Source organism: Streptomyces auratus, from assembly GCF_050433025.1.
Classification (GTDB): domain Bacteria; phylum Actinomycetota; class Actinomycetes; order Streptomycetales; family Streptomycetaceae; genus Streptomyces; species Streptomyces sioyaensis.
The window spans coordinates 3246523-3273431 of record NZ_JBNGCB010000001.1; the positions used below are offsets into that span (position 1 = coordinate 3246523).

Annotated in this window: 15 protein-coding genes; 9 read left to right on the forward strand and 6 right to left on the reverse strand. The window is 72.8% G+C overall.

All coding sequences use genetic code 11. From position 1 onward, the window contains the following. Positions 1-35 precede the first annotated feature (35 nt). Positions 36-722 carry a class I SAM-dependent methyltransferase gene (locus BKA18_RS13990; protein WP_366043429.1) on the reverse strand — a complete coding sequence of 229 codons (687 nt, stop codon included), beginning with the start codon at positions 720-722 and terminating at the stop codon, positions 36-38. 250 nt (positions 723-972) lie between these two features. Here BKA18_RS13990 and BKA18_RS13995 point away from each other — a divergent pair, with 250 nt between their 5' ends. The 3 genes from BKA18_RS13995 to galE all read left to right on the forward strand — a co-directional run bounded on the left by BKA18_RS13995 (position 973) and on the right by galE (position 7567). Further along, positions 973-4608, forward strand: coding sequence for a bifunctional glycosyltransferase/CDP-glycerol:glycerophosphate glycerophosphotransferase (locus BKA18_RS13995; RefSeq protein ID WP_366043430.1), 3636 nt, complete (start codon positions 973-975; stop codon positions 4606-4608). 272 nt (positions 4609-4880) lie between these two features. Then, positions 4881-6536 carry a glycosyltransferase family 2 protein gene (locus tag BKA18_RS14000; protein WP_366043488.1) on the forward strand — a complete coding sequence of 552 codons (1656 nt, stop codon included), beginning with the start codon at positions 4881-4883 and terminating at the stop codon, positions 6534-6536. A 53-nt stretch (positions 6537-6589) separates the two neighbouring features. Further along, positions 6590-7567 (forward strand): UDP-glucose 4-epimerase GalE, encoded by a 978-nt coding sequence (galE, locus tag BKA18_RS14005; protein ID WP_366043431.1) that lies wholly within the window; start codon positions 6590-6592, stop codon positions 7565-7567. A gap of 118 nt (positions 7568-7685) precedes the next feature. Here the strand turns inward: galE and BKA18_RS14010 are convergent, their stop codons facing one another. After that, positions 7686-7958 carry a DUF1876 domain-containing protein gene (locus BKA18_RS14010; protein WP_366043433.1) on the reverse strand — a complete coding sequence of 91 codons (273 nt, stop codon included), beginning with the start codon at positions 7956-7958 and terminating at the stop codon, positions 7686-7688. Positions 7959-8230: 272 nt separating this feature from the next. Then, positions 8231-10183 carry a glycosyltransferase family 2 protein gene (locus BKA18_RS14015; RefSeq protein ID WP_366043434.1) on the reverse strand — a complete coding sequence of 651 codons (1953 nt, stop codon included), beginning with the start codon at positions 10181-10183 and terminating at the stop codon, positions 8231-8233. Between the two features lie 117 nt (positions 10184-10300). Between BKA18_RS14015 and BKA18_RS14020 the strand changes: the two genes are divergently transcribed. From BKA18_RS14020 to BKA18_RS14030, 3 genes are read left to right on the forward strand one after another with little or no spacing between them, the layout of a single operon-like run. Next, complete coding sequence (locus BKA18_RS14020) at positions 10301-12949, forward strand: YfhO family protein (RefSeq protein ID WP_366043436.1); 2649 nt, start codon at positions 10301-10303, stop codon at positions 12947-12949. Positions 12950-12994: 45 nt separating this feature from the next. Next, on the forward strand, positions 12995-13969 hold the full coding sequence (locus BKA18_RS14025) for a glycosyltransferase family 2 protein (RefSeq protein WP_366043437.1): 975 nt from the start codon (positions 12995-12997) through the stop codon (positions 13967-13969). Then, complete coding sequence (locus BKA18_RS14030) at positions 13969-14397, forward strand: GtrA family protein (RefSeq protein WP_366043438.1); 429 nt, start codon at positions 13969-13971, stop codon at positions 14395-14397. The genes BKA18_RS14025 and BKA18_RS14030 overlap by 1 nt, the downstream gene beginning before the upstream one ends. Here the strand turns inward: BKA18_RS14030 and BKA18_RS14035 are convergent. Further along, positions 14355-16550: a PIG-L family deacetylase gene (locus BKA18_RS14035; protein ID WP_366043440.1), complete on the reverse strand. Its 2196-nt coding sequence runs from the start codon at positions 16548-16550 to the stop codon at positions 14355-14357. The two genes, BKA18_RS14030 and BKA18_RS14035, sit on opposite strands and share 43 nt — an antisense overlap. Positions 16551-16763: 213 nt before the next feature. Between BKA18_RS14035 and BKA18_RS14040 the strand changes: the two genes are divergently transcribed. Beyond that, complete coding sequence (locus tag BKA18_RS14040; protein ID WP_366043441.1) at positions 16764-19163, forward strand: bifunctional glycosyltransferase/CDP-glycerol:glycerophosphate glycerophosphotransferase; 2400 nt, start codon at positions 16764-16766, stop codon at positions 19161-19163. A gap of 81 nt (positions 19164-19244) precedes the next feature. Here the strand turns inward: BKA18_RS14040 and BKA18_RS14045 are convergent, their stop codons facing one another. Further along, on the reverse strand, positions 19245-19868 hold the full coding sequence (locus BKA18_RS14045) for a TetR/AcrR family transcriptional regulator (RefSeq protein ID WP_093483496.1): 624 nt from the start codon (positions 19866-19868) through the stop codon (positions 19245-19247). Positions 19869-20005: 137 nt separating this feature from the next. On the opposite strand from BKA18_RS14045, the gene BKA18_RS14050 reads away from it, so the two are divergent. Next, complete coding sequence (locus tag BKA18_RS14050) at positions 20006-20941, forward strand: ABC transporter permease (protein WP_366043442.1); 936 nt, start codon at positions 20006-20008, stop codon at positions 20939-20941. A gap of 19 nt (positions 20942-20960) precedes the next feature. After that, complete coding sequence (locus BKA18_RS14055) at positions 20961-21758, forward strand: ABC transporter ATP-binding protein (RefSeq protein WP_366043489.1); 798 nt, start codon at positions 20961-20963, stop codon at positions 21756-21758. A gap of 92 nt (positions 21759-21850) precedes the next feature. Here BKA18_RS14055 and BKA18_RS14060 read toward each other — a convergent pair whose 3' ends face one another. Continuing rightward, complete coding sequence (locus BKA18_RS14060) at positions 21851-26812, reverse strand: NAD-glutamate dehydrogenase (RefSeq protein WP_366043443.1); 4962 nt, start codon at positions 26810-26812, stop codon at positions 21851-21853. Between the last annotated feature and the right edge of the window lie 97 nt (positions 26813-26909).

Consider the following 26909-nt stretch of genomic DNA (forward strand, 5'->3'; position numbering starts at 1 on the left):
GCGGACCGGACCGGGGCACCCCGCTCCGGTCCGCGCTACCGCGGCACCTGCCCCACCAGCACGAACACATTGGACCGCAGCAGCATCCCGGCCGGGCGCGGCAGCGGATGGGAGTACGTCCGCCGCACCGCCAGGCCCGCGGAGGCGGCGAACGCCCGCAGCAGCGCGAAGTCGGTGAAGCGCACCGGGGTGGGGCCGGCGCGGTGCCCGGCCTCCTGTGCGGTGATCAGCAGCACCCCGCCGCCCGGCCGTACGTAGCGGACGTAGGCCCGCAGCAGGCTCTCGACCTGCTCGTCGTCCAGATGCTCCAGGACGTGCGCGATCAGCAGCGCGTCGAAGGCGCCGGGCCTGGCGTGCGCGCTGGCCAGGAACGTCTCGGCCGTATAGGCGGTCAGCCCGCGGGCCCGGCAGTGCTCCACGGACTGCGGGTCGTGGTCCACCCCGACGCTGCCGGGCGCGCAGTCGGCGAGGGTGTCGCCCTCCCCGCAGCCGATCTCCAGCACCCGACCGGTGCCGATCCGCCGCAGCTGGCTGCGGAACGGGGACCGGGCGGGCAGCAGCCGCGCCGGGCCGCCGCGCCCCCGGTCGGCCGGCAGCCGCGCGGTGGAGGCGGACGGCGCGGTCCCCGCGGGGCGGGCGGGGCGCGGGTGCCGGGTGTCACCGCCGGGCGGCTCGGTGTCGAGGCTGTCGGTGGCGGCGGAGCTGTCGGTTCGGCCGGGCATCAGGACGCGGTCACCTTCCCTGAGGAATCGGGGCGCACGGGGCGCCGGCAAGCTGTGAACGGGTCTACGGCATCGAACGCAGCCCGGCACTACGGCGCGCCGACCTTTGCGCACGGAACGTCATCCAGGCAACACGCACCGCCGACGAGGACTCTCACCCTTTCAGCGCAGATCCGGTGACCGTGCCGCCGCGCGCGAGTTGAACGGACCGGTCTTGTGCATCGCCCGTCCGGAAAGGCTCGGTCCACGTATGAAGCCTCGGCTCACCGTCGTCATCCCGGTCCATCGCACCGAGGGATCCGAGCGGAATCTGGAGGAGTGCCTGGAGTCGGTCGCGGCGCAGACGCTGACCGCGCTGGATGTGGTGATGGTGGACGGTCCGCCGGCACACAGCGGCGAGGACGCCGCCGCACCGGACACGCCCGCGGCCCTCGCCCGCCGCTTCGCCGAGCGGGACCCGCGGTTCCGGATCGTCCACCACCCCGGCAGCGACCCGGCCCCCGGCTGTGGCGCGGTCCGCAACACCGGTGCCCGGCACGCCTATCCGCACACCGAATACCTGGCGTTTCTCGACGCCGACGACGTGCTGCTGCCGCGCGCGTACGAGGACCTCACCGGCCTGCTGGACAAGTCCGGTGCGGACCTGGCGACCGGCAACGTCTACCGGCTCGGCGCGGCCGGCCGCAGCCAGTCCGCACACCATCCGGCCGGCCGCGAGACCGTCCTGCGCACCCACATCAGCGAGGACCTCACGCTGCTGTCCGACCACTTCGCCCGCAACAAGGTCTTCCGCCGCGCCTTCTGGGACGCCCATGAACTCGCCTTCCCCGAGGGGGAGTTCTGCCATGACGCGGCGGCGACCCTGCCCGCGCACTTCCTCGCCGAGGCGGTCGATGTGCTGCACGAGCACGTCTGTTACTGGCGGCTGCCGGAAGGGCCCGACCGCCACCGGCGGCCCGATGCCCGGGGCGTGCGGGACCGGTTCGCGGTGGTGGCCGGCATCCGGCGCTTCCTCGGCGACCCGACCCGCCCCCGGCTCGGCGCCCACCGGCGGGACTACGACCGCGCACAGCTCACCGACGGGCTGCTCGACCTGGTCGACGCGCTGCCCGCGGCCACGCCCGAGTACCGCACCGCATTCCTGGACTGCGCCCGCGACTTCCTCTCCGGCGTCGACCCGCGGCTGTTCCCCACGCTCCCCGTGGAGCTGCGGATGCGCTGGTATCTGATCCGCACCGGACGGCTGACCGATCTGCTCGCCCTGCTCACCCATGAGGCCCGCAACCCGGGCGGGTTCACCGTCGCCGGACCGCCGCTGCGCAAGCGGGCGGTGCTGCCGCTGACGCCGCCGCTGGAGCTGCCGCCGGGCGTGACCCGCCTGGCGGGCGCCGACTTCCCGGTACGCGCCCGGCTCACGTCGGCGACGTGGCAGGACGGCACGCTGGTGCTGCGCGGCTACGCCCATATCCGCAATCTGGACGCCGCGGCCCGGCACAGCTACCTCAGGACCGTGGTGCTGTCGTGCGGGCGGCGACGGGTGCTGCTGCCGCTGCGGCCGGTCCTGATGCCGGAGGCGACCGCCGAGTCCGGTCAGGAGCTGCACTGTTACGACTGGTCGGGCTTCGAGGTACGGCTCGATCCGGCCCGGCTGCGCAGCGGCGGGCGCTGGGAGGAGGGCGAGTGGACGGTCGGGGTGCTGCTGGCGTCGGCCGGCGTGCTGCGGACCGCGCCGCTGGGCGCACCCGAGACCGGCTCCGGCGCCGCCCCGTGCACCCATGACGTGGCCGGCGACGGCGCGGACGGCGCCGTACGGCTCACGCCCCGGTACGTGGACGGGCGGCTGCGGCTGTCGGTGGCCCGTCGTACCCGGTGGCTGGCCGGCCGGCACGCGGCCGCGGCCGGCACCCTGGACCTGACCGTCACCGCGCCCGGCCGGCCGCCCGCCGCGCTGCGGGTGACCCACCAGGGGACCGGCACGGTGGTGTCGTTCCCGGTGGAGACGGAGCCGCCGGGCGAGCCGGGTCCCGGGGAGGCGGAGGCGGCGCCCCCCGCGTCCGGCGCCGCGCGCCGCGCCCCCAGCCCCCGGCTGACCTTCCGTATCCGTCTCGACGCCCTGGTCGCCGCGCGCCCCACCCGGGACGGGGCGCCCCGGGCCATCCCGCCGGCACACACCGAGAGCTGGCTGCCCGAACTGGTCCTGGCCGGCGGCGGCACCGACCCGATCGCCTGCGACCCCTGGCTCGCGCCCCTCGCCTGTCCGCTCCCGCACGGCCGCGAGCTGATCGTCGCGGCCACCCCGGCCGGCGACCTCGTCCTGCACGACCGCATCCCGCAGCCGTACCTGGACCGGGCGCTGTGGCGCCCGGACGGCACCCTGCTGGTGGCAGGCCGGCTGCCGGACGCCGCGCCGCACACCACCGAACTGGTCCTCAAACACGGGGCGCACGCCGCCGAGCTGGCCTTCCCCACCACCCACGACGACGGCCGCTTCCACTGCGCGCTGCCGCTGGGCGCCCTGCCCTCGCTCGCCGGGACGGTGCCGCTGCGCGAGGGCCGCTGGACGCTGCACCTGCGCGAACAGGGCGCGCCCGGCTCCCCGCTGGACGTCCCGGTCCGCTGCGCGCCGACCGTCCTGGACGGGCTGCCGGCCGCCCGTACGGTCCGCGGCAAGCCGCTCGTCCTCGACCGGCACCGGCACGACGAGGCCCTGATCACGGCGGGCCCCGCGCTGCCCGCCCCCGACCGCGGCCCCTACCGCCGCCGGATGCTGCGCGAACAGCACTACGCGCTGCACCGCTCCCGTCCGCTGCGCGACACCGTCCTCTACAGCAGCTTCGGCGGCCGCACGTACGGGGACTCACCGCGCGCGGTGCACGAGGAGCTGGTCCGCCGGGACATGGATGTGGAGCATCTGTGGGCGGTGCGCGATGCCCAGACCGCGGTGCCGAAGACGGCCCGGGCGGTGATCGTGGGCAGCGCCGAGTGGCACGGCGCGCTGGCGCACAGCCGCTGGGTGGTCACCAACACCCATCTGCCCCGGTGGTTCACCCGGCGCGGCGGCCAGCGCATCATCCAGACCTGGCACGGCACCCCGCTCAAGCGGATCGGCGCCGACCTGACCGGGACCCTGTGCGCGGGCCTGGCCCATCTGGCGCCGCGGCCGCGGGTGAGCCGGCAGTGGAGCGTGCTGCTGTCGCCCAACGCCCACAGCACCCCGGTGCTGCGCGCCGCGCTCGGCTACTCCGGCCGGCTGCTGGAGACCGGGCTGCCGCGTACCGACGCCTTCTTCGCCGCCGACCGCGACCGGATCGCGGCCGCGGTGCGCGAGCGGCTGGGCATCGAGCCCGGACGAAAGGTCGTGCTGTACGCGCCGACCCCGCGCGACGACCTGGCCTACGACGCGGGCCACCACCGGCTGCATCTGCCGCTCGACCTGGAGCTGGCCCGGCAGGAGCTGGCGGACGACCACGTCCTGCTGGTCCGCAGCCATCCGCTGGTCGCCGACCGGCTGCCCGCCCACCACGCGCCCTTCGCCCTCGACGTCTCCGCCCACCCCGACGCCACCGAGCTGCTGCTGGCCGCGGACGTGCTGGTCACCGACTACTCCTCGCTGGCCGCCGACTTCGCCAACACCGGCCGCCCGATGCTCTTCCTCACCCCCGATCTGCCGCACTACCGCGACACCCTGCGCGGCTTCACCCTCGACTTCGAGGCGCGGGTACCGGGTCCGCTGCTCACCTCTACCGGTGAACTGATCGACGCGCTGGGCGACTTGGAGGCGATCGCCGCGGCGGGCGCGGAGGCGTACGCGGATTTCCGGGAGACGTTCTGCCACCGGGACGACGGCGGGGCGGCGGGCCGGGTCGCGGATCTGATGGAGCGGTGACGCGGGCCGGTCCGCCGCAAGCTGGTGGCGGCCGGATCGGCATCCCGCGGCGCTCGCGTCGTTACAGCATGTGCAGGTGCTCTTACGGGAGCCGTGCACACCCAAGCCCCGACTCCCGCCGGGTAAGAAGTAAGAAGACGGCAAGAGGGCGGGAAAAGAGGAGCGGCGGGTGCAACCGCTCGACGGGATTCGGCCTCTGAACCATCGTAAATGGGTTCGGACCCCGCTCGCGCCAAGAGATGCTGTCGACACGAAATGTAGATTCAGTGACTGTGAAAGAAGCCCTTGAGCCACTGCCGGCAGGGCCCACCATCACGCCAGCCGCGCAGGTCAGCATCGTCGTCATCGCCTTCAACGATGTCGGCCACGTCTGCGACGCGGTCCGCTCTGCACTCGCGCAGGGGAATCCTGGCGAAACGGTCACCGAAGTGATCGCGGTGAACGACGCCTCCACCGACGGCACCGGCGCCGCCCTGGACGCCCTCGCCCGTGACGAACCACGGCTCCGCGTCCTGCACCGCGAGCGGAACAGCGGCGGCTGCGGCACCCCGCGCAACGACGGGCTGCGCGCCGCCACCGGGCGCTTCGTGATGTTCCTGGACAGCGACGATGTGCTGCCCCCGGGTGCGGCCCGGGCGCTGCTGGCCGCCGCACTGGAGCACGACGCGCCGGTCGCGGCCGGCGCCTGCGTACGCCGTGAGCTGCCCGCCCACCGCGACATCCCCTGGCAGCCCGCCCTCTACCGCGAGCCGGCCGTGCACGACTCGGCCGAAACCAGCCCCCAGCTGGTCCGCGACACGCTGTGCGTCAACAAGCTCTACGCGCGGGCGTTCCTGGACGAGCACGCCATCACCTTCCCCGAGGGCCGCTTCACCTACGAGGACTTCGTCTTCACCGCGCGGGTGCTGGCCGCCGACCCGCGGATCGTGACCATCCCCGACAGTGTCTACATCTGGCACGTGCGCCGCTCGGCCGCCAAGCAGTCGATCTCGCTGGACCGCAACGACGTGGCCAACTGGCAGGCCCGGATCGCGGCCCACCGCGCCAGCGTGCAGATCTTCAAGGACGCCGGCCTCAAGGCGCTGGCGCACGCCGCGCACACCAAGTTCCTCGACCACGATCTGCGGATGTACGTCCGCGAGCTGCACACCCGCGGCGCCGACTACCGCGCCGAGTGGTGGAGCCTGGCCCGCGACTATCTGGCCAATTTCGACGAGGTCGATCTGCGCGCGGCCCGCGCCCCGGCCCGCTGGCTGGCCCGCGTCGTGCTGGCCTCCCCCGCCCCGCGGGACCTGGACCGGCTGACCCAGCTGGCGGCCCGCCCCGGCCGGCTGCTGCCGCCGTACGCGGAGGCCGACGGCCGTCCGGTGTGGTCCCCGGACCTGCCCGACGTCGAGCTGGACGCGATCGGCACCAAGCCGACGCACCGGCTGCCGGTGACCATCGACGCGGAACCCTCCGTCACCGGCCGCGGTGTACTGCGGCTGCGCATACACGATCTGTACGGGCGGCTGGCCGCGTCCGAACCGCAGAGCATCGACATCGAGCTGCACCGGCGCCGCGACGAGAAGCGCGGCCCGGTCCACACCGCCTCGCTCACCCGCGCCGCCCCGACCGCCCCCGGCTCCACGGCCAGCTGGACCGCCGAGGTCGCGCTGGACCTCGGCGCGCTGGTCGAGCCGGACGGGCAGGGTGCCGACCCCGAGCCCTGGGACCTGATGGCGCAGGTCAGCTGCGCGAACGGGGCCGGTTTCCGGGCCTCGCTGCGGGCCCAGGGCCCGGGGCTGCGCCGCCGGGTGCTGCCCAGCCGGCGGCATCTCGTCCTGCTGGTGCAGCCGTATGCGACGACCGGAGGGGCGCTGTCGCTCCGGGTCGCCTCGGGTGTACGCAGCGTATGGCGGATCGCCGCCCGGCGGCTGCGCCGCTGACCGCCGCGGCCCGCTCCTCTTCACTGTCCGACCCCGAGCCTAGGATTGACGCCATGTCTTACTTGATCACGGGTGGTGCCGGATACATCGGCTCCCATGTCGTACGGGCCCTGCGCCAGGCGGGCGAGTCGGTCGTCGTGCTCGACGACCTGACGACGGGCGTGGCCGCCCGGGTCCCTCAGGGCGTCCCGCTGGTCGTGGGCTCCACCCTCGACCGCGCGCTGCTCGACGAGACGATCGCCGGGCACGGCATCACCGATGTCGTGCATCTGGCCGCCAAGAAGCAGGTCGGCGAGTCCGTCGAGATGCCGCTGCTCTACTACCGCGAGAACGTCCACGGTCTGCAGACGCTGCTGGAGGCGATGGCCGCGGGCGGCGTCGGCCGCTTCGTCTTCTCCTCCTCGGCCGCGGTCTACGGCATGCCCGATGTCGACCTGGTCACCGAGGACACCCCCTGCCTGCCGATCAACCCGTACGGCGAGACCAAGCTCGTCGGCGAGTGGATGGCCCGCGCGGTGGGCGCCGCGCACGGCATCAGCACCGCCTGCCTGCGCTACTTCAATGTGGCCGGCGCGGCCACCCCCGAGCTGGCCGACACGGGGGTCTTCAACATCGTCCCGATGGTCTTCGAGCGGCTCACCGAGGGCACCGCGCCGCGCATCTTCGGCGATGACTACGACACCCCCGACGGCACCTGCATCCGCGACTACATCCATGTCGCCGATCTCGCCGAGGCCCATGTGGCGGCCGCCCGCAAGCTCGCCGAACCGGGCCCGGTGCGCGATCTGACGCTCAACATCGGCCGCGGCGAGGGCGTCTCGGTGCGCGAGATGATCGACCTGATCACCGAGATCACCGGCCACGCCGACGTCACCGCCGAGGTCACCCCCCGCCGGGCGGGCGACCCGGCCCGGGTGGTCGCGGCCGCCGACCGGATCACCGCCGAGCTGGGCTGGAAGGCCCACCACGACGTACGCGACATGATCACCTCGGCCTGGGCGGGCTGGCAGCACCACCACCCGCAGGCCTGACCGAGGCCCGGCCACCGACGCCCCGCCACGCCCGTATGGGCACGGCGGGGCGCGGCCGCGCACGGGCGGGCCCCTTCAGAGCGCACCGCCAGGCAGGGGCCCGGCCCGTCCGTCCGCCTCAGTGCAGCGGGTGCGAGGTCCGGCCCGACGCCTCGTCGATCTCGTCGTGCGCCTTGGTCAGCAGCTTCATCGCCAGCTCGTTGAGTGCTCTGGCCCCCGCGACCTCCTCGCCCACCCTCGGCTGATTCGAATCGGCGGGGTGGCGGCTGGTATAGCCATGGGCCCGCACCTCGCTCCCGTCGGGGAGCCGGACGAGGGCCGCGGCGCGGGTGCGGTGGGCGTCCTCGTCGAATTCCAGCTCGACATGCCATCCGACAGCGGTCTGCAGCATCACGATCACCTCCGGAACCGCTGTTTCCAGCGTGCGCCTGCCGCTCGGCGTATGCACGGCGTGCCGGTGCCGGCGAGTGCCGCCTCCCGCGCACCGCACGGCGGGCAGGTCATCCGAAGTCCCCGTCCGCGAGCCGCTGCGTCCTGGTGCGCGACACCGTCAGCCCGTCCGGCCGCGCCACCGGCCACTCCGGGCGCCCTGGGAGCCGCAGGAAGAAGACGCCTTTCGAGGGCACCCGTCCGCCGTGGGGGACGTGCGCGGGTGAGCCACGTTCAGCCGCGGCGCCTGCGCGCGAGCCGGGCCCGGAGGCTGGTGTCGGGCACGTTGAGGGTCAGCGGTATCGGGCCGTCGGGCGGGGCGTCGGCGGGGCGGACCGGTAGTTCGCGGCGGAGGGGGCCCGCGGTCACCCGGAGGGCGACCCGCCAGGTGCCCGGGGGGCCGGTGCGGAGCAGGGAGCGCACGGTGTAGTGGTCGCCGGCGTTGCGGGTGGCCGTGGTGCGCAGCGCCACCGTGCGGGTCGCGTCGCGGAGGATCAGCTGGAGCTCGGCGTCGGTGGGGCAGCCGGGCAGGGTGAGGTGCGCGGTGAGGATGGCGCGCCCGGAGCGGGTGCAGTCCGCGGTGCCCCGCAGGTCCGCGCCGAGCGGCCGGGTCGTTGCGTCCAGGTCGAGGTTCAGATGGCCGTGCGGCCGGGAGAGGAAGAGCGCGGCGACGGCGGGGCCCGCGGCGCCCCGGCCGACGATCCGCGGGGCAAAGTCCGGGTGGCCCGTCTCGTCCTCCGGGTGCTCCGGGACCAGCCAGGCCTCGCGGCACAGCGAGGGCCCGGCGGCGCCGCCCGGGCCGTGCGCGGTGAGGGCGATCTTGAAGCCCCAGGTGCCGCCGGGCAGCGGGCCGCCGTCCGCGGCGGTCGCCGGGTCGACGGCGGCCCGCCAGGCGCCGTCCTCGTAGCGGGCCGGGACGCGGTGGACGGTGCCGCCGCGGCGCAGGAGGATCTCGACGGTGTCGCCGCCCAGCGGGGGGAGGTCTGCGGTGCCGCGCAGGTGCAGGACGCCGCCCACCCAGTGCAGGTGGACCAGCCGCTGGCGCAGCGCCACCCGGTCGGTGAGGTCGTAGCAGGCGTCGGGGAGGGCGCGCTGCGGATCGCGGAAGTACGGGTAGCCGGCGTAGACCCGCCCGTCGTCGTCGAGGTGCGGCGGGCCCGGCCGGGAGCCGGTGTCGGCCCGGACGACGCCGGTCAGCTCGTCGTCGAGCCCGGCGCGCAGACAGTGGGCGCGCAGCCGGAGGGCGGGCGGCAGGGCGGCCAGCACCCGGTCGGTGAGGTAGCGCTCGACGAGGGGGCGGGCGGCGGCGGCCATCGCCCGCCGGCCGGCCTCGTCGCGGCGGAGGTAGGGGGCCCCGAAGGGCATGAGTATCTCGCCGTGGAAGTGCCGGACCATCAGCTTGTCGCGGTTCTCACCGGGCGGGACCTCGGCCGCGACCCGGTCGAGGACGGTGCCGATGTAGGCGAGGTACTCGCACCAGTCGATGTCCTGGCGGGTGGCATTGCTGTCGTCGTCGCGTCCGTGCAGGTAGTAGCAGGTGCGCTCGGCGAAGACGGAGACGACCTCGGCGCGCAGCAGCGCGGTGATGCCGAAGGGGAGGTCCTCGGCCAGCAGCCGGCCCTCGACGAAGCGCAGGCGGTGCTGTTCGAGGAAGGCGCGGCGGAAGAGCTTGTAGGCGGCCAGCGACCAGTAGACCGGGGAGTCGAAGACGGAGACCGCCGCGCTGGTGGTGCGCAGGTCGACGGGGGCCCCGCGGCCTTCGGCGCCGGCTATCCGGCCGTAGACGACGTCCGAGCCGTTCTTCTGGGCCGTGCGGGTGAGCCAGAACAGCGCCTCGGTGTCGAGGCGGTCGTCGGAGTCGAGGAAGAAGACGTAGTCGCCGGTGGCGTGGTCCAGTCCGGCATTGCGCGGCCGGCCGGCGCCACCGGAGGCCTCCTGGCGCAGCACCGTCAGGTTGGGGTGGCTGCGGACCTGCTCGGTCAGCCACTCCGCGCTGCCGTCGGTGGAGCCGTCGTCGACCGCGATCACCTCTATCTGCCGCTGGTCCAGCGTCTGGGCGAAGACGGAGCCGAGGCTGCGTTCGAGGTAACGCCGGGTGTTGTGCACCGGCATGATCACGGAGACGGTCGGCGCCGCGGCGTCCGGCCCGGTGGGGACCGCGGCCGCGAGGTCGTCTGAGACGGGCACCCGTGCCCTCCGTTCATTTCCGCAATCCCCCGAAAGACCCGGCGCCGCAGCCGGGCAAAAGGGACTATTTAGACATATAACGTGGGGTGAACGTTCGCCGATCGTGGAGGAGAGCCGGTGGCTCCGACGCCCGCCACCCCACAAGAGGCGGTCCGGCCCCTGGAGGTTGCCCGTCCCCTTCCCGGAAGTGAACGCCCGGCCGCGGCGCGCGGGACCCTCGGGCGGCTGACGGCACCCGGGCTCGCGGCGGCCCTGTCCATGGGCGCGTACTGCCTCGGGCTCGCCCTTTACGGCAGCTACCCCTTCGGCCCGCACTCCCGCGCCGTCAACGACCTGGGCAATCAGTTCGTGCCGTTCCACGCCCGGCTGTGGGACCTGATGCACGGCACCACCAGCGGCGATCTGTTCTTCAACTGGGGCAGCGGCTACGGCGTCCCGTTCCTCGCCGACTTCTTCACCTATCTGATGAACCCGTTCTCCTGGCTCGTCGGACTCTTCCCCCGTGCGCTGGCCGACCTCCCGGTCTTCCTGGTCACCCTGCTCAGCATCGGCCTGGGCGCCGCGCTGATGACCGTCCTCCTCGGCCGGCTCCAGCCGGGCTCCGGCGCGCTGCGGGCGCTGCTGTCGGTGGGCTACGGGCTGTGCGCCTGGGTGCTGAACGACGGCTTCGCCGACCCCATGTGGATGTGGGGCCTGGTGGCACTGCCGCTGACCGGTATCGCCGCGGACTGGTGCCTGCGCCGCACCCGCTGGGTGGCCGGCACCCTGCTGGTCGCCCTCGCCTGGGCGGGCAACTTCTACACGGCGGCGATGGCCACCCTGGCGACGGCGCTGGTCCTGGGCCTGCGGCTGCTGACGGCCACCGGGATGCCGCGCCGCGACCGCCTGCGGGCGGCGGGCCGCGCCGTCTCGATGGCACTGACCGGCATCCTGCTCACCGCACCGGTCCTGACCGTCACCTTCCGGGCCAGCCACGCCGCCCAGCCCGCCCCCGAGGTCTCCTACGCCGGCGGGCCGCCCCTGCTCCACCAGCTGTCGCAGCTGCTGCCCGGCGGCCACGACGCGACACCGGCACCGAACCTCTTCATCGGGGTCCCCGGGCTGCTGCTGGTGGCGGCCTTCCCGTTCGTGCGCGCGGTGCCGCTGCGGGTGCGCCTGGGCTGGTACGCGCTGGCGGCGGGCGTCGCCTTCTCGTTCGTCCAGGAGCCGACGATCCTGCTGTGGCACGGCTTCGCGCTGCCCAACGGCAGCCCCTACCGTGCCGCCTTCGTGCTCAGCGGCATCCTCGTGATGATCTCCTGGCTCGCGCTGGCGCACCGCCCGCGGCCCGGCGAACTCGCCGCGGGCGCCGGGCTGGTCGCCGCGCTGGCCTGGCTCTGCCGGGACCAGGCCGCGGTCGGCACCGCCACCTGGATCCTGGTGGCCGGCGGCGGCACCGTGACCCTCCTGGCGCTGACCGCGCGCGGCGCGCTGCGCGGCGGCCGCACCCGGGCCGCGGCCACCGCCGCGCTGACCGGCACCGTCCTGCTCGGCTCGGCGTACACGGCGTGCTCCGTGACCGCGGCGCGGGACAGGATCGCCTGGTTCCGGCCCAAGATCACGCTGTCCGGGCCCTCGCTGGCGGCCCGGGACGAACTGGCGGCGCGCACCGACTGGCCCCGCTCCCGCACCGATCCAGGTCCGCACGAATTCGCCAACAACGACCCGTTGTTGCTCGGCGGCGAGGGCGGCGCGTACTACAGCAGCTACGTCCCCACGGCCACCGCCCGGACCCTGCAACGCCTGGGCGCCGGGTGGTACATCAGGGGCCGCCACACGCTCAGCTTCGAGGACCCGGCGGGCCAGGCGATCATGGGCGTGAGCAGCTCGCTGTCGCCGGTGTGGGAGAGCCGCACCCGCTACATCCCGCACCGCGCGCACCCGGCCCCGCTGTTGACCGTACGGAGCACGCTCCCCCGACCGCGCGCCGGAGAGACCGTGTTCGCCCGTCAGGAGCGGGTGCTGGGCGCGGCCGTCTACGAGGTGCCGGCTCTGCGGCCCACCGCGGGCGCGCCCCCGGTGCCCGACCGTGGCGGCTGGCTGCTGCGCCCGGCACGGCCGCCCGCCGCCGGGCAGCCGGCGGCGGACCCGAACGGCCCGGGGACCACCTTCACGGCACACTGCGCCCCGGGCAGCACCGCCGTGTGGTCGGCGCCGTGGTTCTCCGGGTGGGTCACCGGGCTGGGCGGGCACAGCAAGGCGATCGGCCGCGCCGATGTCACCGCCAATCCGGTGCGGGAGCTGGGCCGGGTGCCCGCGGACGGCACGGTGTCGGTGCGCTTCACCGGCCGGGGCCCGCAGCGCGTCCCCGGGCACGCCCTCGGCTGTCTGTCCCCGCGCAGGCTGACGGCGGCGGTGGACGCGCTGCGCGCCAGGGGCCCGGCGGAACTGGCCGCCGGCGGCCACGGACTGACGGCCCGGCTGCGGCCGGGCAGCAGGGGCAGCGCGGTGCTGGCGATGCCGGCGGTCGAGGGATGGGGCTGTGCGGTGGACGGCGGACCCCGCCGCGCCCCGCGCTCGTTCGCCGGTCTGCTGGCCGTCCCGCTCGGCTCCGGGGCCTCCCGGCTGTCGTGCTCCTACCGGCCGCCGGGCCTGGGGACGGGGCTGGCGGCGAGCGCCGCGGCGGCGCTGGCCCTCGCCGCGGTGGCCACGGCCGGGGCGGTCCGCGGCCGTCGACGCGTCACACCACCGCGCCGTTCACCTCGTGACATTCCACCGGATCCGTAGACCCCGTCCGCGCCGCCCCCCCGCCCCCGGCGAAAAGGCCTGCTCATGAAGCTCTCCATCGTCGTCCCCTGCTACAACGAAGAGGCCGTCCTGAGCCGCTTCGACGACACGCTCCGCGCGGTCCTCGCCGGTCTCGCCGTCGAGTACGAACTCTGTTACGTCGACGACGGCAGCGCCGACGGCACCCTGGCCCGGCTGCGCAGCCTCGCCCAGCAGCACCGCGGCACCACCCGCTACCTCTCCTTCAGCCGTAACTTCGGCAAGGAGCCCGCCATACTGGCCGGCCTGCAGGCGGCCGACGGCGACGCGGTGATCCTCATGGACGCCGATCTGCAGCATCCGCCCGAGCTCATCGAGAAGATGCTCGACCTCTACCAGCTCGGCCACGACCAGGTCGTCGCCAAGCGCACCCGGCACGGCGACCGGCCGGTGCGGACCGCACTGAGCAGGCTCTACTACCGCGCCGTCAACAGATGGGTGGATGTCGAACTCACCGATGGCGTGGGCGACTTCCGGCTGCTGTCCCGTACGGCCGTGGACGCGCTGCTCTCGCTGCCGGAGTACAACCGCTTCTCCAAGGGCCTGTTCTCCTGGATCGGTTTCGACACGGTCACCTTCGACTACCGCAATGCCGCCCGGGAGGCGGGCGAGACCAAGTGGCACGTCGGCTCGCTGGTCAACTACGGCATCGACGGCATGCTGTCCTTCAACTCCCGCCCGCTGCGGCTGGCCATCTACGCCGGGCTCGGACTGGCGTCGCTCGCCGCCCTCTACACCCTGTGGATCATCGGCGCGGCCCTCGTCGGCGGGGTCACCGCGCCGGGCTATGTGACGCTGGTGGCCATCATCGTCGGCCTGGGCGGGCTGCAGATGGTGATGCTCGGGCTGATCGGCGAGTACATCGGACGGATCTACTACGAGGCCAAGCGGCGGCCGCACTTCCTGGTCAAGGAGAGCAACACCACCGTCCCCGCGCCCGCGTCCGCGGATGCCGCCCCGGCCGGCTCCCGGGCCGGCTGATGCGCGGTCTGCCGACGCCCGCCCCCTGGGGCCAGCTCGTGCGCTTCGCCACCGTCGGCGGGATCAACACCCTGACGTTCTACGCCTGTTACCTGCCGCTGCGGCGGATGCTGCCGTACTTCGCGGCCTACACCGGCGCCTTCGCGCTGAGCATGGTCTGCTCGTTCCTCCTGAACACCTACTTCACCTACCGCACCCGGCCGACCTGGAAGAAGTTCCTGCTCTTCCCGCTGACGCAGGTCACCAACTATGCGGCGCAGAGCGTGGGGCTGGTGCTGCTGGTGAGCTGGTGCGGGCTGAACACCGCGGTGGCCCCGCTGGCGGCGGCGCTGACCGCCCTCCCGTTCACCTTTCTGGTCTCCCGGCGCATCCTGCGCCCGCCCGCTCAGAACGGTCCGCCATCGGCTCGCTCCGGCGAACCCGTCTGAGCCCGCCAGCCCCCGAACAGCGCACGCTGCCCCACCGAGGTCTGACGGGCCGTGTACAGCCGGCCGTCGGTGCCCAGCGCGACCACCACGGCCCGCCCGGCGGCGTCCTGGGCGACACCGGCCGCCGCCGAATGCGCCACCCTGCCCCGCTGCCAGGGCCCGGGGGCGTCCTGCGCCATCGCCATCCGCACCTCGCCGGCGTCGTCGCGGGCCGCGAGCACCATCCGGCCGGCACCGCCGACCGGCGCCGCCGCCACCCGCCCGTACCCGCCGACCGCCGGGCACCGTGCCGACACCCGCCAGCCGCCGATCATCCGCGGCCGCTCGGCGATCAGCACCTGGGCGGTGGCCGACCGGCGGAAGACGGCCCGCACCACGCCGCCGGCCAGCGGGACGAGGCTGACCGGGCCGGCCGGCTGCGGCAGTCCGGTGGCCGCGGCCGGCCGCGGCGGCCCGCCGGCCTCCTTGGACACCCAGTGCGCCACGGTCCCGATGCTCGGCGCGGCCAGATGGATCAGCCCGGCGGAGTCCACACAGGCATCCAGCCCGTCGATGATCCGCGGGGACGCCAGCAACGTGCTGACCGTGCCCTCCAGCCGCTGCCACGGCGAGAAGCCCCGGCCCGGCCGGCCACTGCGGTGGGCGATGTTGCCGTCCCAGGTCCGTACGAAGACGTGCACCGTGCCGTCCGGGGTGGCCACCGCCGCCGGGAAGCCGATCTCCAGCGATCTGACCGGGTCCGCGTCCGGGGACCCCAGCGACTCCCAGCGCGCGAAGGCGGGCGCCCCCTCCGGGCCGGTGCCGGTCTGCGGTGCGGTCAGCAGCTCCCGGTGGTGGTCGGTGTGCCGGCCCGGCAGCACGGTGCGGGAGGCGAACAGCTGGAGTGTGCCGTCCGGGCGGCGCACCACATGGATCTGCCCCTGCAGCAGCGCACCGCCGACCGGCACCGGCGCGCCGAAGCTGCCGCTGCCCGGCCGGGTCTCGGCCCAGCAGTAGGCCCGGCCGCCCAGGACCGCGAAGGCGGCGAGCCGGCCGTCCTGTGCCGGGCGGATCCAGGCGTTGGAGCCGGGCGCCCGCAGCCGGGTGCTGCGGGTCCAGTTGCGCGAGACGCCGCTGAGCGCCGCGCCGCCCACCTTGCGGTCGCCGCAGCCGGCCGGGTCGCCGCAGGCGCGGTGGTCGGCCCAGCCGTAGACCGACAGCAGCGCGGCCTTGCGGCGGGCGGTGGCCAGGTCGATGTCGTGGGGCAGCACGCCGGCCTCGTAGCCGAGGTAGTGCTCCACGATCGGGGGCCGCCCGCGGTCGGCGTACGCCGCCAGCGCGGCCTGCGCGAAGTAGGCGGAAGCGGTGTGGTCCTGATGGTCGTAGTAGCGCAGCCCGGCCAGCCGGGGATCGTGGTCCGAGGTGGCCGGCGGCCGCTTCCGCGAATGCACCGCGTTCGGGTCCAGGGTCCGTACGACCGTGGGCCGGACCCGGTCGAGCACCGCCACCAGGGTCCGGATGACCTGGTCGCGGGTGTAGTGGTACTGCCGCCGCACGGGGGTGCGGTCGGGGCGCAGCGTGGGGAGGGTGGCGGCGGCCCCGAGCCACAGGCCGCGCAGGCTGACCGTGCGGGCCTGCCAGACGGCCCGCGACTCCACCAGCTCCAGGAAGATCAGCTGGTGCTGCGGGGCGTCGTGCAGCGTCTGGAGCTCCGCCTCGAAGCCGGGGAGCAGGGAGAGCGCCGCGACGTCCCAGCGGGCGGCCGGGTTGCCGGTGACCATCGCGGCGTACGCGGCCCGCAGTCCGTTGGCCCGTGCGCGGGCAAAGGCGGCCCGGTCCACCGGGACCCGCTCGGGGTCGGGGGTACGCAGGCTGACGTTGTGGCCGTCGGCCTCGCCGCCCGTGAGGCAGACCGTGACCGAGCGCGCCCCGCTGCGCAGGGACTGCTCCAGGTCGGGGTTCATGAAGTACAGGCCGTCGTCGGCGTGCGCGACGATGTGCACGAAGGACTGGTCGGCCGGGTCCACCAGGGAGTGCCCGGGGCCCGCCGGTCCGGCCGTACGGGAGGCCTCGTCCGACAGCCGGGCCCAGACGGCGGCGCCCGCCGTCGCGGCGAACAGCCCGCCGCCGGTGAGCTGAAGCAGCCGGCGGCGGGACAGCAGGGGCGAAGGCACGGGTGACACACCCTCAGTATTCGGTCACCGGGGAGTTCCTGCCTGCCCGATAATTCGCCACTTTTGCAGGTACGTGACGGGGCCCACAGAACATTCAGGTGACGAAGAACAACCTTTTTGGGTGAACACGAGTCGTACGGCTGACAATGCAAGAGACCCCTTTGGGGAGATTTCTGCGTTCTGTACTCAGCTCATTACGAGGAGTAGCACCGCATGTCCGAGACAGGCCTTGACGCCGTACCCCGGTTCAGCATCATCGTCCCCGTGTTCAGAGTGCAGGGCTTCCTGCGCGCCTGCATGGACTCGGTGCTGGCCCAGGAGTTCACGGACTTCGAGCTCATCGCCGTCGACGACTGCTCACCCGACCACAGCGGCGCCATCCTGGACGAGTACGCCGCCCGCGACGACCGCGTCCAGGTGCTCCACCTCCCGGAGAACGCCGGCCTGGGCCCGGCCCGCAACGCCGGCCTGGAGAAGGTCCGCGGCGACTACGTCCTCTTCCTCGACAGCGACGACGCCCTCGTACCCGGCGCGCTCGGCGCCCTCGCGGACCGGCTGGCCGCCACCGGGGACCCCGAGATCCTGATCTTCGACTACGCCCGGACCTACTGGGACGGCTCCACCCGGCGCAACGCCCTCTCCGGACTGCTCGACGAGTCCGGTGCGCCCGCCTTTTCGCTGGCCGAGCGCCCCCAGCTGCTCGATCTGCTGCAGATCGTCTGGAACAAGGCCTACCGCCGCGACTTCATCGAGGAGCACGGTTTCACCTTCCCCCCGGGCTACTACGAGGACGCCCCCTGGACCTTCTGCACCCTGATCACCGCCCGGCGGATCGCGGTCCTGGACCGGGTCGCCCTGCACTACCGCCAGCGCCGGCAGGGCGGCAACATCCTGCGCACCACCAGCCGCAAGCACTTCGACGTCTTCGACCAGTACGCCCGGGTCTTCGCCTACCTGGACGCGCACCCCGAGCTGTCGCGCTGGCGCCCGCACATGTTCCGCAAGATGGTCGACCACTATCTGACCGTCCTGGACAAGCCCGGCCGGCTGCCGCGGAACGCCACCGCCGAGTTCTTCCACCGCGCCGCCCGCGACTACCGCCTGCGGATACCGGCCGGCTTCGTCCGTCCCGCCGGCATGGCCGGCGGCAAATACACGCTGCTCGCCAAGGACGCCTATCCGGCGCTGGCCGGCCTCAAGGCCGTCGGCAAGGTGCAGCGCACGGTGCGCAAGCACGCCGGCAAGCGGGTCCGGCAGGCCAAGCGCAAGGCGATGGACCTGCGCTACCAGGCGCTGCTGCGGCAGCCGCTGGACGAGAACCTCGCGGTCTACTCCGCGTACTGGAACCGGCGTCCGGCCTGCAACCCGCTGGCGGTCTACGAGAAGGCCAAGGAGCTGGCGCCCGGGATCCACGGCGTCTGGGTCGTCAAGAAGCAGCTCGCCGAGTCCGGCGAGATCCCGGCCGGTATCGACCACGTCGTGCTGAACTCGCCGCGCTACTGGGAGGTGATGGCCCGCGCCAAGTACCTCGTCAACAACGTCAACTTCGCGGACGGCGTGGTCAAGCGCGAGGGCCAGATCCATCTGCAGACCCACCACGGCACCCCGCTGAAGTCGATGGGCACCGACCAGAAGCGCTACCCGGCCGCGGCCAAGGGCATGAGCTTCCGCAAGCTGCTGGCCCGCGCCGACCGCTGGGACTTCTCGCTCTCCGCCAACCAGCACACCACCGAGCAGTGGGAGCGGGTCTACCCCTGCGACTTCGAGTCGCTGAACGCGGGCTACCCCCGGAACGACGTCTACTACCGGGCCACCGCCCAGGACGTCCTGGACATCCGCGCCCGGCTGGGCATCGCGCCCGGCCGGACCGCGGTCCTCTACGCCCCGACCATGCGCGACTACCAGGTCGGCTATGTCCCCCGGCTCGACCTGGAGAAGCTCTCCCGCGAGCTGGGCGAGGACTTCGTCCTGCTGGTGCGCACCCACTACTTCTACGACCAGGACCCCCGCCTCCAGGCGCTCCAGGAGCGCGGCGCGCTGATCGACGTCTCCGGCCACCCGGTCGTCGAGGAGCTGTGCCTGGCCGCCGACGCCCTGGTCACCGACTATTCGTCGATCATGTTCGACTACGCCAACCTCGACCGGCCGATCATCACGTACGCCGACGACTGGGACACCTACGTCCGCTCCCGCGGGGTCACCTTCGACCTGCTCTCGGGCCGGCCGGGCGACACCCCGGGCACCCTCGCCACCAGCGAGGACGAGCTGATCGAGGCGTTCCGCAGCGGCCGCTGGGACGACGAGCGGGCCACCGAGCTGCGCGCCGCGTTCCGTGCGCGGTTCTGCCAGTGGGACGACGGGCACGCCGCCGAGCGGGTGGTCCGCCGGGTCTTCCTGGGCCAGGAGGCGGCCCCGGCCCCGCTGCCGCCGGCCGAGCGCACCGTCGCCCCGTCCCCCCGCGCCGCGGCCGCCGGATCCGGCCTGCTGCCACTCCAGGGGACTCGGCTGCCCGCCCAGCGGGACGGCAGCCCGTCCGACAAGGCGACGTCCGAGGACGCGGCGCCGGAGGAGGCGCCGTCCGCCGAGGCGACGGACATCGGGCTCGCGGGCTGAACCGCCCGCACACCCACTGCGGGGTGCCGCGGCGGAATCCCCGCCGCGGCACCCTTTCCGTTCCGGAGCCGGCCGGTCGTCTCAGCGTCCGCCGAGCGCGCTGACCACGGCCGCCGTCAGCTCGTCGAGATAGCCGGCCGGCACCTCGTCGCGGACCACCAGCAGCCGCCAGTACAGCGGCCCGGTCAGCAGGTCCAGGGCCAGCCGGCCGTCCGCACCGGCCGGGATCTCGCCGCGCTCGACGGCGCGCGCCACCATCGCCGTGGCCACGCCCTCCTGGCTGTCGTGCAGCGCGGCCTTCAGCGCGGCCGCCAGTTCGGGGCTGCGGGCCGCCTCCGCCAGCAGGTCCGGGATGATCTGCGAGGCCATCGGGTGCCGCAGCGCACGGGCCGCGACCTCCAGCAGCACCCGTACATCGCCGGACAGCGACCCGGTGTCCGGCGTCGGCATGCCCGCCGCGGCCACCGCGGAGACCACGTCGAGGACGAGGTGCAGCTTGGAGCGCCACCGCCGGTAGACGGCGGTCTTGCCCACGCCGGCCCGCCGCGCGATGCCCTCGATCGACATCCGGGCGAAGCCCACCGCGGCCAGCTCCTCGAAGACCGCGGCACGGATCGCCTCGGTCTTGTCCTCGCGCAGTACGGCGGCGCCTGCCGGGCTCCGGCGCGCCGCCGCGGTCTCGCTTCCGCTGCCGTCGTTTGCCATGGCTTGAGCATAACGTCACGACGCTACGGTTGCGTTTCGACGCGGGCTCCCTCTAGTCTCGACGTCGCGACGATACGGACCCGTCCCATCGTCGCCCCGTGTGCGGCCCCTGTACGCAAACGAAAGCGGCCTCCTCCATGCCCCAGACCCTCGCGCCCCCGGCCCCGACGCCCACCCAGGCGCCTGCGCCCGGCACCGCCCCCGACCCCGAGCTGCGCGCGCTGGCCGAACGCCATGGCCTCACGGTGAGCGGCGCCCGCCCCTCACTGTCGGAGTACACCCGCCAGCTGTGGCACCGGCGGCACTTCATCACCTCGTTCGCCAGCGCCAAGCTGACCGCGCAGTTCACCACCGCCAAGCTCGGGCAGCTGTGGCAGGTCCTGACCCCGCTGCTCAACGCGGCCGTCTACTACTTGATCTTCGGCGTGCTGATCGGCACCCGGAAGGGCGTCCCGGACTACGTTCCGTTCCTGGTGACCGGCGTCTTCGTCTTCACCTTCCTGCAGAATTCGGTGATGGCCGGAACGCGGGCGATCTCCGGCAACCTGGGCCTGGTGCGGGCGCTGCACTTCCCGCGGGCGTGTCTGCCGATCTCGTTCTGCCTGACGCAGCTGCAGCAACTGCTGTACTCCATGGGCGTGCTCGTGGTCATCCTGCTGTGCTTCGGGCAGGTCCCGACCTGGTCGTGGCTGCTCGTCATCCCGGCGCTGACGCTGCAGTTCATCTTCAACACCGGTCTGGCGATGGCCATGGCGCGGCTGGGGTCGAAGACCCCGGACCTGGCGCAGCTGATGCCCTTCATCATGCGGACCTGGATGTACGCGTCCGGCGTGATGTTCAGCATCAGCCTGATCCTCCAGGGCAAGCACCTCCCGCAGTTCGTGGTGGTGCTGCTGAACGGCAACCCCGCCGCGGTCTACATCGACCTGATGCGCTTCGCCCTGATCGACAGCTTCACGCACAAGCAACTGCCCCCGCACGTCTGGGCGTTCGCGACCGGCTGGGCCCTGCTGGCCAGTGTCGTCGGCTATGTGTACTTCTGGAAGGCCGAGGAGCGGTACGGACGTGGCTGAACTGACGAACGGTACGGACATGACCGAGCAGACCAACGGCATCGAGCCGACCGAGGCCGCCCAGGCCCGCATCCCGACCGTGATCGCGGACGATCTGCACATCGTCTACCGCGTCTACGGCACGGGAGCCGGCAGGGGCAGTGCCACCGCGGCGCTGAACCGCATCGTCCGCCGTAAGCCCTCCACGGGCGTGCGTGAGGTGCATGCGGTCAAGGGCGTGTCCTTCACCGCCTACCGCGGTGAGTCGATCGGCCTGATCGGTTCCAACGGTTCGGGCAAGTCGACGCTGCTCAAGGCGGTCGCCGGCCTGCTGCCGGCGGAGCGCGGCAAGGTCTACACCCACGGCCAGCCCTCCCTGCTGGGCGTGAACGCGGCGCTGATGAACGACCTGACCGGCGAGAAGAACGTCGTCCTCGGCGGCCTGGCGATGGGCATGTCCCGCGAGCAGGTCCGCGAGCGCTACGACGGCATCGTCGACTTCTCCGGCATCAACGAGAAGGGCGACTTCATCTCGCTGCCGATGCGCACCTATTCATCCGGCATGGCGGCCCGGCTGCGGTTCTCCATCGCCGCGGCCAAAGACCACGACGTGCTGATGATCGACGAGGCGCTGGCCACCGGCGACCGCAGCTTCCAGAAGCGCTCCGAGGCCCGCATCCGCGAGCTGCGCAAGGAGGCCGGCACGGTCTTCCTCGTCAGCCACAACAACAATTCCATCCGCGACACCTGCGACCGGGTGCTGTGGCTGGAACGCGGCGAGCTGCTGATGGACGGCCCCACCGACGAGGTCATCAAGGCGTACGAGGCCCACCGGTAACCGCCTCCGCCCATGCCGAAGGGGCGCACCCGCGAGGGGTGCGCCCCTTCATGCATGCCCGCACACGGTCGGCCGCGCGGGGCGGCGACCGGTCAGCTGTGCGCGCGCAGCAGCGTACGCATCGTCCGCATGGCCACGGACAGGTTCGCCAGGTCGAAGCCCTCCGACCCGTGGATCTCCTCCAGCGTCGCCCGGGCGCGGCTGAGGATCGCCGCATTGGCCTGCTCCCAGGCCTTGAACCGCTGCTCCGGCGTCGAGGAGCCGTTGCCCTCCGCCAGCACATCGGCGGTCAGCGCCGCATGGGCCGCGAAGAGGTCCTCGCGGATCGAGGCGCGGGCCATCGACTGCCAGCGGTCGTTGCGCGGCAGCTCCAGGATGCGGTCGAGGAGCTGGTTGATCCGCAGCCGCTCGCCCAGGTCGTAGTAGACCTCGGCGACATCCAGCGGCTGCTTGCCCGTGCGGTCGGCGATGGCGACGATGTCCAGCGCGGGGAAGACCGAGGAGAACCCGGACACCTGGACGGCCAGCGGCTCGGGCACGCCCGCACCGGTCAGCTCGTCCAGGATCGTCTGGTACCACTCCTGGTCGGTGCCCTGCAGCAGCTTCGGCAGCTCGCCCCAGACCTCGGCGACCCGCTCCGCGAAGAAGTCGATGGTCTGCGACAGCTCCAGCGGCTGCGGGCGGTTGTTGAGCAGCCAGCGGGTGCCGCGCTCGACCAGCCGGCGCGAGTGCAGCCGGATCCGGGTCTGGACATCGGCGGCGACGACATTGTCGAGCGCCTCGACGTCGTCCCAGACCTGGCCCAGCCGGAAGATCGCCCGGGCCGCGGTGTGCGCACGCACGACCTCTTCGAGGGAGGCCCCGGTCTCCTCCCGCATCCGGTGCAGGAAGCTCGTACCACCGGTGTTGACGGTGTCGTTGACCAGCACCGTCGTGACGATCTCGCGGCGCAGCGCATGCCCGTCGACCTGCTCGGGGAACCGGTCGTGCAGCGCCGAGGGGAAGTAGGCGTGCAGCAGCCGCTCCAGATACGCGTCGTCCGGCAGCCCGGTCCGGATCAGCGCCTCGGCGACCGTGATCTTGGTGTACGCCAGGAGCACCGCGGTCTCCGGCTGGGTCAGCCCGCGCCCGGCGTTCAGCCGCTCACGGATCTGCCGGTCGGTGGGCAGGAACTCCAGCGCCCGGTCGAGATCGCCGTCGCGCACCAGCCGGCGCATGAAGCGCTGCTGGGCGTTGAGCATGCTGGAGGACTGGGCGAGGGCCAGTGCCAGCGCGGTGTTCTGCGCGTAGTTGTTGCGCAGCACCAGCGCGCCGACCTCGTCGGTCATCTCGGCCAGCAGCTTGTTGCGCTGCTTGACCGTCATATCGCCGTCCGAGACGACGGAGTTGAGCAGGATCTTGATGTTCACCTCGTGGTCGGAGGTGTCCACACCGGCGCTGTTGTCGATCGCATCGGTGTTGATCTTCCCGCCGGACGCGGCGAACTCGATCCGGCCCAGCTGGGTCAGGCCCAGGTTGCCGCCCTCGCCGACGACCTTGACCCGCAGGTCCTCGCCGTTGACCCGGATGGCGTCGTTGGACTTGTCGCCCACATCGGCGTTGGACTCCGCCGAGGACTTCACATACGTGCCGATGCCGCCGTTCCACAGCAGGTCGACCGGCGCCTTGAGGATGGCCTGCATCAGATCGGCGGGCGTCATCTTCTTGATGCCGGCCTCGATGCCGAGGGCGGCCCGCACCTGCGCGTTGATCGGGATGGACTTGGCCGCGCGCGGGTGGATGCCGCCGCCCTGCGAGAGCAGCTCGGTGTTGTAGTCCGCCCAGGACGAGCGGGGCAGCTCGAAGAGCCGGCGGCGCTCGGCGTACGAGGTGGCCGCGTCGGGCGAGGGGTCGATGAAGATGTGCCGGTGGTCGAAGGCGGCGACCAGCCGGATGTGCTCGCTGAGCAGCATGCCGTTGCCGAAGACGTCACCGGACATGTCGCCGACGCCGACCACGGTGAAGTCCTGGGTCTGGGTGTCGTGGCCCAGCTCGCGGAAGTGCCGCTTGACCGACTCCCAGGCGCCGCGGGCGGTGATGCCCATCTTCTTGTGGTCGTAGCCGGCGCTGCCGCCCGAGGCGAAGGCGTCCCCGAGCCAGAAGCCGTACGACTCGGCGACCTCGTTGGCGATGTCGGAGAACGTCGCGGTGCCCTTGTCGGCGGCGACGACCAGGTAGGTGTCGTCCTCGTCGTGCCGGACGACGTTCTGCGGGTGGACGACCTCGCCGCCGACGAGGTTGTCGGTGATGTCCAGCAGACCGGAGATGAAGGTCCGGTAGCTGGCGATGCCCTCGGCCAGCCAGGCGTCGCGGTCCTGCGACGGGTCCGGCAGCTGCTTGCCGACGAAGCCGCCCTTGGCGCCGACCGGCACGATGACGGTGTTCTTGACCATCTGCGCCTTGACCAGGCCGAGGATCTCCGTACGGAAGTCCTCCCGACGGTCCGACCAGCGCAGACCGCCGCGCGCGACCTTGCCGAACCGCAGGTGGACGCCCTCGACCTTCGGGGAGTACACCCAGATCTCGTACGCCGGGCGGGGGGCCGGCAGGTCGGGGATGGCCTGCGGGTCCAGCTTCATGGACAGGTAGGCGTGCGGCCGGCCCTGGCTGTCCTTCTGGTAGTGGTTGGTGCGCAGCGTCGCCTTGATGACGGTGAGGAAGGACCGCAGGATCCGGTCCTCGTCCAGGGAGGCGACCTGGTCGAGCGCGCCGTCCAGCTCCTCCAGCAGCCCGTCCGTCAGCTCCGTGCCGGCCCGCTGCCGGTCGGGGGACATCCGCGCCTCGAAGAGGGAGACCAGCAGCCGGGTGGTGTGGACGTTGTTGGAGAGGGTGTCCTCCATGTACGTCTGGCTGAAGGTCGAACCGGCCTGCCGCAGGTACTTGGCGTAGGCCCGCAGGACCATCGCCTGGCGCCAGTTGAGACCGGCCCGCAGCACCAGCGTGTTGAAGTTGTCGCTCTCGGCCGCGCCGGTCCACACCGCCGTGAAGGCGTCCTGGAAGCGCTCGCGGGCGTCGTCGCCCTTGACGTGCTCCGGCATCCGCAGCCCGAAGTCGTAGACCCAGGCGACGGTGGAGTCGGCGCAGCGCAGCTCGTGCGGACGCTCGTCGATGACCTCGACGCCCAGGCGGTTCAGACCCGGCAGCACCCGGGAGAGCGAGACCGGCTCGCCCCGGCGGTAGATCTTGAAGCGGCGCTCACCGGGACCGGCGTCGACCGGCTCGTAGAGGCTGACCGAGAAGTCCTTGCCCGGCTCACCGGTGAGCTTCTCCAGATGCTGGAGGTCGGCGACGGCGCTGCGCGGGCTGTTGTCGGCCTTGTAGCCCTCGGGGAAGGCGTGGCCGTAGCGGCGCAGGAGTTCGGCGGCGCGCTCCTCGCCGACCTCGGCGGTCAGCGCCTCGCCGAAGCCGTCGGCCCACGAGCGGGCGGCCTCCACCAGCCGGCTCTCCAGACGGTCCACATCGGCGTCGGTGAGCTCGGGCAGACTGGCGCCGGTCTCGACACGGATGACGAAGTGCAGCCGGGAAAGGATCGACTCGGTGTTCCAGGCGGTGAAGTCGACGCTGGTGCCGCCCAGCTCCTCCTTGAGGATGTCGATCAGGCGCAGCCGCACCCCGGTGGTGTACCGGTCGCGCGGGAGGTAGACCAGCGCGGAGTAGTAGCGGCCGTACTCGTCCTGGCGGAGGTAGAGCCGCAGCCGGCGGCGCTCTTGCAGGTAGAGCACGCTGGTGGCGATGGACCGCAGCTCGTCGACCGGGGTCTGGAACAGCTCGTCGCGCGGGTAGGTCTCCAGGATCTGGAGCAGGTCGCGGCCGTCGTGGCTGTCCGGGCTGAAGCCCGCGCCCTCCAGCACCTCGGCGACCTTGCGGCGGATGACCGGCACCCGGCGCACGGACTCGGTGTACGCGGCCGAGGAGAACAGGCCCAGGAAGCGCCGCTCACCGATGACATTGCCCTTGGCGTCGAACTTCTTGACGCCGACGTAGTCGAGGTAGGAGGGGCGGTGGACGGTGGCGCGGCTGTTGGCCTTGGTCAGGACGAGCAGCTTGTGCTCACGGGCCTTGGCGCGGGCGTCGGCGGGCAGCCGGTTGAAGGACGGCGAGACGGGGTGGCCGTCGGCGGTCTCGCGGTGCGGCGGGTCGGCGCGCAGGATGCCCAGGCCGGTACCGGGCACCGCGGCCAGCACGTCCTCCTCGCCGCCGCCCTCACCGGGCACGGAGGTCAGCTCGTACTCGCGGTATCCCAGGAAGGTGAAGTGGTCGGCGGACAGCCACCGCAGCAGCTCCTGGGCCTCCTCGATCTCCTGGTCGCGCAGATCGTCGGCGGTCGGCTCGGAGCCCAGCTCGTCGGCGAGCCGGCCGGCGGCGCCGCGCATCTTCTCCCAGTCCTCGACGGCCTCGCGGACATCGGAGAGCACCCGCAGCAGATCCGCGGTGATCTGCTTGAGGTCCTCCCGGTCGGTCTCGCGGTCCATCTCGACATGGATCCAGGACTCGATCACCGCGTCGTGCGGCAGCTCGGTGCCCTTGCCCTTGCCGGTCCTGCCGTGGGCGTCGCAGTTGGAGTCGAAGACCTCGATGAGCTTGCCGGTGACATCACGGCGGACGATCACCTGCGGGTGGATCACGACATGGATGCCGCGCCCCTGCCGGGAGAGCTCATTGGTGACCGAGTCGACCAGGAACGGCATGTCGTCGGTGACCACCTCGACGACGGAGTGGCTGCACGTCCAGCCGTTCTCCTCGACGGTCGGGGTGTGCACCCGGACGTTCGCGGTGCCCTGAGGACGCATCTCCGCGAGGCGGTAGTGCGAGAGCGCGGCGCCGAAGACGTCCACCGGATCGCGGTCGGTGAGGTCCTCGGGGGCGGTGTGCAGGTAGTAGCGCTGGAGGTATCCCGCCAGGGCGTCCGGGTCGAGACCCCGTACCGGGTGCTTGCTCCCGGCCGGGCTGCTTTCAACGACCCGGGCGGCCCTGGCGAGCAGCTCGGTTTTGGCTTCGTCCAGCTTGGTCTGCATGTCCTCTGGCTCCTGTCGCGCGCCGTTGCGTGACGTTGTGGAAGAACGTGATGGAAGCCGCACAACGCCGCCGTGACGCGAGGTGTTCTGTCGCTGT

Coding starts and splice junctions, on each gene's coding strand:
- BKA18_RS13990 (WP_366043429.1), bottom strand. CDS start 722: ATGCCCGGCCGAACCGACAGCTCCGCCGCCACCGACAGCCTCGACACC.
- BKA18_RS13995 (WP_366043430.1), top strand. CDS start 973: ATGAAGCCTCGGCTCACCGTCGTCATCCCGGTCCATCGCACCGAGGGA.
- galE (WP_366043431.1), top strand. CDS start 6,590: ATGTCTTACTTGATCACGGGTGGTGCCGGATACATCGGCTCCCATGTC.
- BKA18_RS14010 (WP_366043433.1), bottom strand. CDS start 7,958: ATGCTGCAGACCGCTGTCGGATGGCATGTCGAGCTGGAATTCGACGAG.
- BKA18_RS14025 (WP_366043437.1), top strand. CDS start 12,995: ATGAAGCTCTCCATCGTCGTCCCCTGCTACAACGAAGAGGCCGTCCTG.
- BKA18_RS14030 (WP_366043438.1), top strand. CDS start 13,969: ATGCGCGGTCTGCCGACGCCCGCCCCCTGGGGCCAGCTCGTGCGCTTC.
- BKA18_RS14040 (WP_366043441.1), top strand. CDS start 16,764: ATGTCCGAGACAGGCCTTGACGCCGTACCCCGGTTCAGCATCATCGTC.
- BKA18_RS14045 (WP_093483496.1), bottom strand. CDS start 19,868: ATGGCAAACGACGGCAGCGGAAGCGAGACCGCGGCGGCGCGCCGGAGC.
- BKA18_RS14050 (WP_366043442.1), top strand. CDS start 20,006: ATGCCCCAGACCCTCGCGCCCCCGGCCCCGACGCCCACCCAGGCGCCT.
- BKA18_RS14055 (WP_366043489.1), top strand. CDS start 20,961: ATGACCGAGCAGACCAACGGCATCGAGCCGACCGAGGCCGCCCAGGCC.
- BKA18_RS14060 (WP_366043443.1), bottom strand. CDS start 26,812: ATGCAGACCAAGCTGGACGAAGCCAAAACCGAGCTGCTCGCCAGGGCC.